Here is an 11337-nt window from a genome sequence, read left to right as displayed (position 1 = left end):
TAATCTACAACCGTCTAATATAATTCTACCACAGCTTCAGCGATCGCTTTACTTCTATATCTCCTCAAGCCCGATTTGGCACAAGCTGCCCCTACCCTCCTGACCCGGAAGGCCAAGGGCAAGCTCCGTTTTTCTGTTACTGACAGCCTAATCTACAACCGTCTAATATAATTCTACCACAGCTTCAGCGATCGCTTTACTTCCATTTTTATCTAAAGTTTCCGATAAGCGAGGGGGGTTCAGGGGTTCGCGTAGAAATTCCCAATTTCCCGTCAAAAACTCCGCCGCCGTCAGAATTTGGTGGAAACCATAATTTTCTAACCCCTCAATTAATATCGGAGACTCAGCAAAACCGGACCGCACCAAAGACACTAGGGGAATATCCAACCGCAATGCTTCCGCAAATGTACTATAGCCTGGTTTAGAAATAACTCGCCCACACAAAGGCATCAAATCTACCGGACGCAGGCGGGAATATTCTGCTAATGAAGGGCTAGATTTCACCATATCTCTCGGCTTAATTAAATTATCCAAATCCGGCGAATTGCTATCAAAAGTAATGAACTGATAATCAGGAAAACGCCCTAAATGATTATAGGGAATTGCGTCTAGTCCTAAGCCCCCAAAAGTCAGCATAATAGTTTTTTCTACCGAGGTTTTAATCTGAAAGTCCGCCCTAAGTTTAGCTAAATCATAGCGAGGATCACCACCAGTTAAACCCATATCTTCAATGACAGGAAATGCCGTCATCTGCTCATGAAGAGGCAGCCTAAATAAGCGATCGCATTGCCCAAAACACTCCCCAATCCAATCCGCTATTTCCTGGAATTCTTCCCCCCAATCACGATAAATAAAATCCCACCCAAAATTACTCATCATCCAACCAGGAACCCCAGCCGACCGAGCTATGGGCGCAGCCAAAGGTGGAATATCCGCCAGCACTAAATTAATCCGATTTTGACGAATAAAATCAACTTCTCTGGCTACAATAGACCTCTGCCGCTGCTTAATATCCTCTAACTTGGAACGAGTCGCCAATTTATCCATAGTGATACTATCCGACTGAACTACCCCCACATCAAAAGCCCGCGATCGCACCACAAAATCACCCGAAATATAAGACTCCAATAACCAGCGGGGAGCCTGAGTTACTAAGAATAATAAAACATCAGGACAAAATTTCTGGATTTGAGCAGCCACAGAAGCAGCACGAACAGCATGACCAAATCCGTGATTAGTAATGGCAATATAAATGGCTGGCCTGGTCATAACTTAAATTAACTCACTCAAATTTTGGTAACATATTTTACCCTAAATCCCCTCAGTGCGATCGCCTCAACATAATTCCCTCCACCAAAGAATTTAGAATTCCCAATCAATCCGGTATCAAATCATGTCACAATGTATTGATTACATACAATCCATGTCTACTTTTTACTTTGATCAGTGGTGACAGTTTTCAGCGTCGGGGCGATCGCATTTAGTCAGGCTAGGGCTTCAATTAAAACCCTAGTTTTTGAACGACCCACTATGACTGTCTCTACCCCCCTACCGGATAATCAAGGTGAAACCATAGGTGTTCTCGCCGCTCACCTTAGCCTAGAGCAGATGGATCTCCGATTATCTTCGATTCTACTGGGCTAGGAGAACAAGGGGAAACCTATTTGATCAATAACTTGCGCGTATTTGTATCTGGGGAAGAGTTTGGCCGACAAGACTTTCCTAGAGGGGGTCACAGCGAAGGCATTGATCGCGGGTTGCAACGGGAAAATGGGCGCGGCAGTTATTTAAACTATGCTGGCGTTCCTGTACTTGGTGTGTTTCCCTGGTTAGAACACCAAGAACTTGTCCTATTAGTGGAAATGCCACGGTCGGAAGCCCTAGATCCCGCTCGTCAGTTGGCTTGGACTACTTTGGGGGTCGGTTTAACTTTTACCGGCTTACTCACTGTCGGCGTTTATCTATTGGCGAGCCAAATTTCTCGCCCTATATTGGCGATCGCTACTGTAGCCACTAAAGTCGCAGACGGCGACCTCACCCCTGTGGCTCCCGTAATGACTGATGATGAGGTGGGAACCCTAGCTATGGCTTTTAATCGCATGACTGGACAACTGCGACGACTCTATGCCGGTCTACAGGAAAAAGTTACCCTACTTCAACAGACAGAAGTTGAATTGAATCAGAGTCTGGAACAGCTACAGATAGAAAAACAAGCCGTTGAATACCACCAAGCTCAGATTAGTATTGCTAATCAGGAAATTACCTTACTTAACGATCGCCTAAAAACTGAAAATATAGATTTGGCTCAGGAGTTACAGGTTAGCAATAAACTTCTGCGTCAGTTCCTCGAAGCTATGCCTTTGGCCGTTGTCGTTGTCGATGACATGGGTCAACTTTACTATACTAACCAGGCTGCACATATCCTATTTGGACAAGGTGCAGTCCTGGATGATTTAAACAATGAAAATTCTATCATTTATCCTAGTTATATTGCCGGAACTGACCAACTATACCCAGAAGAGAATTTACCCCTAGAGCGGGCTTTGAAAGGGGAAAGTGTCCTAGTTAATGATATTGAAGTCCATCAACCTGATCGGATTATTCCCGTGGAAGCTAGAGCCCGACCTATTAATGATGCCCAGGGAAATATTACCTTTGCGATCGCTACTTTTCAAGATATCACTGAACGCCAAAAAGCCGAAGCAGAACGACAAAATTTTATCGAAAAAATGTTTTCCGTTAACTGTGATTTAGAACTCGCCCTTAATGAACAAGAAGAACTCACCGATGCCGCTGGCAGGTTTGTTCCTAATCAGTTTTTATCCTTCCTCGGTTATGAAAGTATTGTGGAAGTTAAATCAGGAGATGCTGTCGAAAAACAAATGTCCATTTTGTTTTCAGATATTCGCCAGTTTACTAATCTCTCTGAAAACATGACCTTAGCCGATAATTTTAAGTTTATCAATGCCTATTTATGCCGTATGGAACCCGCAATTATTGACAATAATGGTTTTATAGATAAATATATTGGAGATGCCATCATGGCATTGTTTGGTGGCAATGCTGATGATGCAGTGCAGGCGGGAATCTCTATGCTAAAATTATTAAGCGACTATAATACTACCCGACAGCGACCAGGACGACCACCTATTAAAATTGGCATTGGTATTAATACCGGAACTATGATGTTAGGTATTGTTGGCGGGAAAGATAAAATTGATACCACCGTAATTAGTGATGCCGTTAATTTAGCCGCTCGCTTGGAAGAGTTAACTAAAAAATATGCCGTGCCACTCTTAATTAGCCAACATACATTCTTATGTCTTGAAAACCCTAATAATTACGCTTTCCGAATTATTGATAAAGTCGCTGTCAAAGGCAAATCCGAAATGGTCTCTGTCTTTGAAATCTTTGATGCTGACCCCCCAGAAAGTCGCGACGCTAAGTTAAAAACTAAAACCCAGTTTGAGTCAGCATTGGCTCTCTATTATCTCCAGGAATATAAGCAAGCCGCTCAATTGTTGCAGATCTGTTTAGCTGAAAATCCTAGTGATGCTGTGGCTCAAATTTACTGGAAACGGGTTGTTGATGAGATGTTATCCTAGGTTAAACCCTCCCACAGCAGGTAGACTATCACACTATAGGCAAATTATCCAAAATATGGTATCCTTAACCTAAGAGCAACTCGCCCCCCCCCCTACTCTGCTGTGACCCCTAAGAAAAGTCTATCAATTTTCCGGAGACTTAATCCCGGCAAATTACCTCACCTATCTAAAGTCAGGCTGTACACTACCAAAAGTTATTAAACTTTGAGTTATTAAACATAACATGAAAAAAAAATTTTGGAGATTTTTTTGAAGCACCAAGTACCAGCAATGAGTTTTTGGTGATTGGGTTTTCCCCCAGTTCCGTTCCCCTGAAACAGATGTGGAGAAATAATGGTTTGTCCGCCAACTTTATGGCTGATTATGTCACCACATTTTCCCGAAAACAGAAGAGGAACAGGACTCAGTTAGTCGGCAAATGGAAGTTAAAAGTGCTGTGAGTTTTGTGGCTAATGAGTTATTAGAAAATGCCATGAAATTTAGTGATGAATCATCAACATACCCGATTAAAATACAGCTATTTTTGCAGCACGATAATCTCTCCTTTTTTGTGGCAAATACTATCAATAAAGACGCGGTTAGTTCCTTTCAAGACTACATTCAAGAGTTGCTAAGTTCTGACCCCCAAGAGATGTATATTCATCAGGTTGAAAAAAATGTAGAAAATGATACCGAATCTGGCTTAGGATATTTAACAATGGTTAACGACTATATGGCCAAACTCGGCTGGAAGTTTGAAACCTTAGAACAAGAACCCTCCCAGACTATTGTTACTACAATGGTTCAACTCACTATCTAATCAACATCTAAAGTAGTTAAATCTCAATTTTTCACAACTTGAATACAGGAATTAAACATGGTAATTGAATCATATCAAACTGAAGATTATAGCATTGGTTACGATAGCCAAATATCCACTATTACCCTTAAAGGCTCTCTGAGACTCAATGGCTTACAAGAGTCCAATGTGGTGGTTAAATTACTTAATGATGTATTAGATATCGAACCTCCTAAAATCACTCTGAACCTCAGAGAGTTGCAATTTCTCAACAGTTCGGGAATTAATATGCTGTCTAAATTTGTGATTAAAGTGAGGCAGAAAAAAACTATTAACTTGGTGTTATTAGCTTCTATTAAAATACCTTGGCAAGGAAAATCTCTCAAAAATTTACAGCGATTAATGCCTACATTGGAATTGCAAATTGATGCCTAAATTTAACTAAATTCCATGATTTAGATGAACCCATATCCCTCACCGCCTAAAACTGGGTTAAATATCACTGAAAAACCTGTTAATATACCGGGTGCAAACTCAGTTAAATTATCCCAGTTACTCCAGAGGTTAACCTAGGTATTATTATCTAGGTTTAAAATTATTGATGAACTGTCAGCCAGTCCCCAGCAAGCCATATAGTTCATCAAAATTTGTCTACAATTTACGACAGCTATCCGACTGCATTTAGTGAATTAAAACCCTAGTATTTGTGCCTGAGTTTTAGAATTAATTTAGGGGGTTAGTATGGGGATGACATCAGAATCTAATAGTGATAGAGATTTGGTTTTAGAAAATCAGAAATTGCAGGAGGAAGTTGAGATACTTAAACAAGAAAAAATCTACCTGGAAATTTTACTAGAAACTACCATGCTTCATGCTGACTTGGTGGAACAAGAATTATATCGTTCTCATCAGAAACTCCAGGAGGAAATCACCCAACATAAAATAACTGAGCAGCAATTAAGAGCTTCTGAAAAAAAGCTACAATCTTTATTAGAAAGGTTATCTCAAACTAATACTGACCTAGAAATTATGTTGGAGACAACCACAGCTCATGGCGATTTGATTGAGAAATTTTCCCATGATTTGAGTCTTCGTGACTCTTTGACGGGATTATTTAATCGTCGTTATATGGAAGAGTCCCTAGTCCGACATTTAGGACGCGCTAAAGAACAGGAGGAACCCCTTAGTATTATTATAGGGGATATTGATCATTTTAAAGGATTTAACGATCGCTGGGGACATCAAGCCGGAGATGTGGTCCTGAAAGCTGTCAGCCGATTTTTAGAAAATCATACTCGCCTATCAGATACTACTTGTAGATATGGGGGAGAGGAATTTGTGCTCCTTTTACCCTCGACCACTATTGAGGATGCTCATCAAATTGCTGAGTTTCTTAGGGAAGGTATCAAAAATCTACACCATCAATATTCCTATACTTTTATGCAGGGACTCACTATGTCTATGGGGATAGCGGGTTTTCCCATACACGCTGATTGTCAGTATAGTTTAATTAGATCGGCAGATACGGCGCTATACTATTCTAAAACTCACGGACGCGATCGCGTCACTATCGCCTCTTTAAATTTATGCCCATGCCTTAAAAATGACGATTATTGATAACTTAATTTACAATTGACTGCGGGTATGTCGTGCCTTTTGTAACAGTTCTTGAGCCTCAGCATTAACAGTTGTTCCAGGGCGAACCAACTCTAATGTATAAATAACGTCAGATATCTTATTATTTAAAGATGTAAAATTGGGATTAGCAGAAATCGTCAACTGTCGCCATTCCACAATTAACCGTCTGGCTCTTTCCATGGCATCTACAGAATCTCTTTCGTCCTGTAATCTTTGTTGAATTTGCCGACGATTTGACCGATATTCAGCTAGTTTGGTTTGAGCTTCCAAATAACTCGGATTGTCTGGATTAATCTGTTCTAAGCGTTTAATCGCCTCATTCCAATGCTCGATTACCTGCTGCCAATGTAATTGATTATGGGGTGGATTTTGAGCATCATTAGCAGCCTTACTAGCAAAAATTTGCGCCGCCTCAATTAAAGTATTACCCTGTAAACGACCAGCTACAAACCCCACCTGCTGCTGAAAATCACGGTTAGCAGCGGTCAACTGCTGTTGTGCATTCTTTCCAGACAAAGTTGCTTGGGGGATTTGTCTTAGTTGATCAATAGCCTGTTGCCAAGCTATAATAGCTGTCTGTTGATCGGCGGGCGATTCCGCTTCATTATACTGTGCTGTGGCTATCTGTAAGGCTTGTTGAGCTTGCTGTAAGGCTTGATAAGCATTCTGTTCCTGGAAAATCTGGGCTTCCATGCGGCCCACCAGTTTCCGGGTATTTTGGTACTCATCAAAAGTAAAGCGCCAGGTGCAACCAAACAAATTACAATAAGCCTTTGGGTAATATCCCAAAAACCATACAGGCAACTTATCCAGGAGCTTTTGAGCCTGGCTGGCTTTCTCAGCCCCTAGTTCAAAGTCTGTCATAGCTGTGGCTTTATTGACCAATTGATCAGCCTGTTCTACTAAAGCGATCGCCTGTCGGTAGTTATAATCCATGCTAATATAGCTGGGAAGCAACAACAAGGGGGCGGTTGTAGCCACAGGTTGGCGAATCATCGGATAAGGTAAATTAACTAACCAAACGACTCCCGCTAGTCCCCCGATGACTCCCCCTCCCCAAAATAGCTTTTTGATAGCACCAGGAGGACGGTTAGCCCGGGCAGCTTTATCAATTACTTTGGGGTTAAAATCAGGAAACTGATCCGTAAGTAATTCCTCAAGTTCCGATCGCCTTAGAAAATCTCCCGACTGCGATCGCCTTTTTTGCAACCGAGATCGTACAATTTCAGCCCCAATTTGATCAATGGGATTTTCTTTAACCCGCCGATTGATCTCCATCAGCAGAATATCAAAGGATTTTGGCGAAAGTCGTGCCATAAGTACACCTTCCCACCCTAGTGATTAAAGTTTATATTTTCTGTAGGATAGCTTCCGTGCATCTACAAGCAATAGCTATATAATTCCTGACATCGACTCAGGATTTGACTGATTAGAAGGTATCCCTACAGGTAGATGTGTCAATAGTAACAATAATTCATCCTTGAGATAGAGGCAATTTTCACCTCAGCTTAGTTTTATACAAAAATTTGAGTATTAATGATTTTTACAGTAATAGCAATGGCCCGTCAACTATTAGCCCCAGATCTAGCTTTAATAGCCAGCCTAGGATTTATAGAGCCAATGGTGTTACCACAAAGGGTATCTTTTCTATTGGCGATCGCTGACTACATTCTCGCCCTGCTGTTATTGTACATCATCGTGATCTGGCGAGATCTTCCCCTGCGTCGATTAATCTTTCTATTTGCTGTGTTTGTCTTCTGCACTGGTAGCTTTATTATCTTACAGGGAGAAACTTGGTTAAATCCTACACCTAACCTAATTTTTATAGTAGGGGCGATCGCTTTCATTATTTCCCTATCAATTATCCAGGGACTACTTAAATTAATCCCCGGTCTGGGGCTGGGTGAGTCAACCCCCCAACTCCAAAACTCAAATGGTCTACTCCTCAACCCTAATTCTTGGCCAGAAACCACCCGCTACCCACGGCAACACACACAAGCACCTGTCAAAAATAGCCAATCAGATCTTCTGTTGACCATTCAAGATCAGACCGCTGAACTTCAGGAAACCATTAAACAATTAAAACTACAAATTCAACAGCAGCAAGTGATAGCCACGAATGCTACACAAGAGAAACATTTGCTGCAAGCTATTCTTGATAACTGTCCGGCGCTGATCTGTGCCAAAGATAGTCAAAACCGTTATATTATGGTTAATCGTCAGTGCGAAATTTTCTTAAATCGACCAGCCCAGGAGATTCTTGGTAAAACCAACTATGATTTATTTCCAACAACTATCGCCCAAAAACTACAAGAATCGGATCAAAAAGTTTTCGACAGTGGTAGAGTGCAGCAAACTCACCAAAATATAGTCAATTATCATGGTAAAATTCGCCAATTTATATCCGTAAATTTTCCGATTTTTAATCAAAATAGACATATTTTAGCCGTGTGTAATATTGGTAGTGATATCACGGAAGGCAAACGCCAAGAACAGAGGCTCAGGTTACTCGAATCAGCCGTTAGCCATACCACTGATGCGATCGCGATCGCTCAATGTAACCCAGAAAAAACCACGGATTCTCAGATAGTTTATATTAATAAAGCCTTTACTAATCTTACTGGTTATCAACCGGAAGATATCATTGGTAAAAATCCCAATATTCTGCAAGGAACCGACACAGACGAGCAACAATTAAAGCGAGTTGAAGTCGCCCTCAGCCAGGGTCAGTCTATACAAGTGGAATTGATTAACTACCGTCAGAATCGCTCGAAATATTGGGCGGATCTTAGTATTTCTCCGGTCACTGATGACACGGGAAAAGTCAGCCATTTTGTCTTTGTACAACGTGATATAACATCCCGAAAACTGAAAACTAGCACCCTCCAAAGGGAGCGAGAACAACTCCAGCAAATTATTACTAATGCTCCGGTGGCTGTAGCTATTTTAGATTGTTCTATGCGCTATATAGCTTATAGCGATCGCTGGCTCCAAGAGTATCATCTTCCCCCAGAATCTTTAGTGGGTCGTAGCCACTATGAAATTTTCCCCCATATCTCAGAAACCTGTACAGAAGTCTACCGCCGAGCTATTGCTGGCGAGGTGATTTCCTGCTCGGAAGATACCATGATTTATCCTGATGGTTCCCACGGATATTTTCGCTGGGCTATTCATCCTTGGTATACCTTAAACCAGGAAATAGGCGGCGTGGTTATTGCCACTTATCCCATTGATGAATTAGTGAAAGCACGAGAAGCAGCCCTAGAAAACTCGCGGCTAAAATCCCAATTTTTAGCTAATATGAGCCATGAAATTAGAACTCCCATGAATGGGGTTTTAGGGATGACTGGGTTATTGCTGAAAACCGAACTAGATACTAAACAAAAAGATTTTGTCCAGGCGATTCGCACCAGTGCTAATCACCTCTTAGCTATAATTAATGATATCCTCGATTTTTCTAAGTTAGAAGCCCAAGAAATTGAACTAGAAGACTTGGATTTTGACCTAGAAGAATGCCTAGAAAATATCATTGATTTATTAGCAGCACAGGCAGAAAATAAGGGCATTGAATTAGCGGCTATTGTCGATCGCAATGTTCCCCGTTATCTGCGGGGCGACCCAGGTAGACTGCGGCAGGTACTGTTAAACCTGATGAGTAATGGCATTAAATTTACCCCGGCTGGAGAAGTCACCCTGCGAGTTAGCCGCCCTCCCAACTATGATATTAATGCTCCTTTGATATTACGTTATGAAGTGCAGGATACTGGCATTGGTATTCCGCCTGAGTCTCATGGAAGGTTATTTGAGGCTTTTTCTCAGGTGGATGCTTCCACGACTCGCAAATTTGGAGGTACTGGGTTGGGCTTAGTAATTTGTAAGCAGTTGGTAGATGTTATGGGGGGAGAAATCGGTTTAGAAAGTGTGGTTGGTCAAGGTAGCAATTTTTGGTTTACTCTGCCTTTTTCTATCTCCAAAACTGCATCATTTCCCAATTTACCAGAAACGTTAACCAAATTAAAAATTTTGGTGGTTGATGCTAATGCAAGTGTGCGCCAGTCTGTCCGGTATCTGATTCAATCTTGGGGGATGGAACTTGAGGAAGCCTCTAGCCCAGAAATGGCTTTGTCAAAGTTGCGTGATGCCGCCAATGATAACGAACCGTTTAAGTTGGCAATTTTTGACCAAAATCTGTTGATTGATAGGGATAAAAATTTAGCCGCAGTTATCCAAAATGAACCCATGCTCAGTGATACTAAGTTGGTGTTAATGACTTCTATGCGCCGACTCAGTTCGGTGGAAGATTTATTAGATGATGGTTGGGCTAACAGTTATTTAATTAAACCTGTGCGGGCTTCTCGATTATTTGATGCTTTGCTGACAGCTATGGCTAATGAAATTACGGGGAATTTAGCCGAGTTTCGCTCCCGTAGTGATGGTTTTGGGGATAATTCTACTACCCTATCCCCTACTGGTTTGGATTTAAAAGTTTTACTAGCTGAGGATCATCCTATTAATCAACAGGTATTGTTAAATCAGTTGAGTTTATTAGGGATTGAAGCTGATTTGGCGGAAAATGGAGAACAGGTGCTGGAATTATTAAGCGATCGCCATTATGACCTAGTGTTTATGGATTGTCAGATGCCTAAATTAGATGGTTACGCTACAACCAAGGAACTACGGAAACGGGAAGGAACCGATCGCCATACCACTGTCATCGCCCTCACCGCCCACGCTATGCCTAGCGATCGCCAAAAATGCTTATCAGCCGGTATGGATGATTATATCAGCAAACCCATCACCCAGGAGGAGTTAGCATTTAAACTGCAAACTTGGGCCGCCCGTCGGCAACAAATACCCAGCCCAAATGCCCCTGAAACCAGCCCGACCCCCAAAACCATATCAACTCATACAAAACAGGATAAACCTAGGCTCCTGCTTGATTTAGACCGCCTCCAGACAATTTCTAGGGGTAAGGTTGAATTTCAGAAAAAGTTATTGGCTGTGTTTATGGAAAATGCACGCCAAGATATAGTTAAACTGCGCCAAGCTATCACCGCATCAGACTTTCAAGCTATGGCTATGGTTGCTCACCGCATCAAAGGTTCTAGTGGTAATGTGGGGGTGCCGGTTTTAACAACGATCGCCGCCGATATTGAAGAAAAAGCCCGCAGCCAAAGCATCGCCGGATCTATGAGTCTAATTGACTCCCTCGCCGAAAATCTTAACCGGGTGGATAGTTTGATTAAACAAAAATTTTATAGCTGATCACAAAACATGGCAAAATAGACTCACTAACATCACAGTAACTACTCAATT

General features: G+C 41.7%; 8 protein-coding genes. 6 read left to right on the top strand and 2 right to left on the bottom strand.

Annotation, left to right across the window (positions count from 1 at the left end):
- Positions 1–162: 162 nt before the first annotated feature.
- A complete protein-coding gene (locus tag P5674_RS01560; protein WP_014276824.1) occupies positions 163–1269 on the bottom strand; it encodes a hypothetical protein in 1107 nt (368 codons plus the stop codon).
- A gap of 180 nt (positions 1270–1449) precedes the next feature.
- On the opposite strand from P5674_RS01560, the gene P5674_RS01555 reads away from it, so the two are divergent.
- The 5 genes from P5674_RS01555 to P5674_RS01535 all read left to right on the top strand — a co-directional run bounded on the left by P5674_RS01555 (position 1450) and on the right by P5674_RS01535 (position 6000).
- Complete coding sequence (locus P5674_RS01555; RefSeq protein WP_043468597.1) at positions 1450–1644, top strand: cache domain-containing protein; 195 nt, start codon at positions 1450–1452, stop codon at positions 1642–1644.
- 20 nt (positions 1645–1664) lie between these two features.
- A complete protein-coding gene (locus tag P5674_RS01550; protein ID WP_014276822.1) occupies positions 1665–3605 on the top strand; it encodes an adenylate/guanylate cyclase domain-containing protein in 1941 nt (646 codons plus the stop codon).
- A gap of 418 nt (positions 3606–4023) precedes the next feature.
- Positions 4024–4404 carry a DUF6272 family protein gene (locus P5674_RS01545; protein WP_006619708.1) on the top strand — a complete coding sequence of 127 codons (381 nt, stop codon included), beginning with the start codon at positions 4024–4026 and terminating at the stop codon, positions 4402–4404.
- Positions 4405–4461: 57 nt separating this feature from the next.
- Positions 4462–4818: a slr1659 superfamily regulator gene (locus P5674_RS01540; protein WP_006619707.1), complete on the top strand. Its 357-nt coding sequence runs from the start codon at positions 4462–4464 to the stop codon at positions 4816–4818.
- A gap of 312 nt (positions 4819–5130) precedes the next feature.
- Positions 5131–6000 (top strand): GGDEF domain-containing protein, encoded by an 870-nt coding sequence (locus P5674_RS01535; RefSeq protein WP_006619706.1) that lies wholly within the window; start codon positions 5131–5133, stop codon positions 5998–6000.
- A 9-nt stretch (positions 6001–6009) separates the two neighbouring features.
- Here the strand turns inward: P5674_RS01535 and P5674_RS01530 are convergent, their stop codons facing one another.
- A complete protein-coding gene (locus tag P5674_RS01530; RefSeq protein ID WP_014276820.1) occupies positions 6010–7338 on the bottom strand; it encodes a hypothetical protein in 1329 nt (442 codons plus the stop codon).
- 219 nt (positions 7339–7557) lie between these two features.
- On the opposite strand from P5674_RS01530, the gene P5674_RS01525 reads away from it, so the two are divergent.
- Positions 7558–11286 (top strand): PAS domain-containing protein, encoded by a 3729-nt coding sequence (locus P5674_RS01525; RefSeq protein WP_315669739.1) that lies wholly within the window; start codon positions 7558–7560, stop codon positions 11284–11286.
- Positions 11287–11337 lie beyond the last annotated feature (51 nt).

Origin of the sequence: Limnospira sp. PMC 289.06 (assembly GCF_032350395.1) — a bacterium.
In the GTDB taxonomy this organism is placed as follows: Bacteria; Cyanobacteriota; Cyanobacteriia; order Cyanobacteriales; family Microcoleaceae; genus Limnospira; species Limnospira platensis.
The sequence above is the reverse complement of the archived record's forward strand: the minus strand, read 5'-3'. Positions and strand labels throughout refer to the sequence as shown.

Bases quoted from the DNA above. Each gene is read 5' to 3' on its own strand.
- P5674_RS01530 (WP_014276820.1), bottom strand. From the start codon at position 7,338: ATGGCACGACTTTCGCCAAAATCCTTTGATATTCTGCTGATGGAGATC.
- P5674_RS01545 (WP_006619708.1), top strand. From the start codon at position 4,024: ATGGAAGTTAAAAGTGCTGTGAGTTTTGTGGCTAATGAGTTATTAGAA.
- P5674_RS01525 (WP_315669739.1), top strand. From the start codon at position 7,558: ATGATTTTTACAGTAATAGCAATGGCCCGTCAACTATTAGCCCCAGAT.
- P5674_RS01540 (WP_006619707.1), top strand. From the start codon at position 4,462: ATGGTAATTGAATCATATCAAACTGAAGATTATAGCATTGGTTACGAT.
- P5674_RS01535 (WP_006619706.1), top strand. From the start codon at position 5,131: ATGACATCAGAATCTAATAGTGATAGAGATTTGGTTTTAGAAAATCAG.
- P5674_RS01560 (WP_014276824.1), bottom strand. From the start codon at position 1,269: ATGACCAGGCCAGCCATTTATATTGCCATTACTAATCACGGATTTGGT.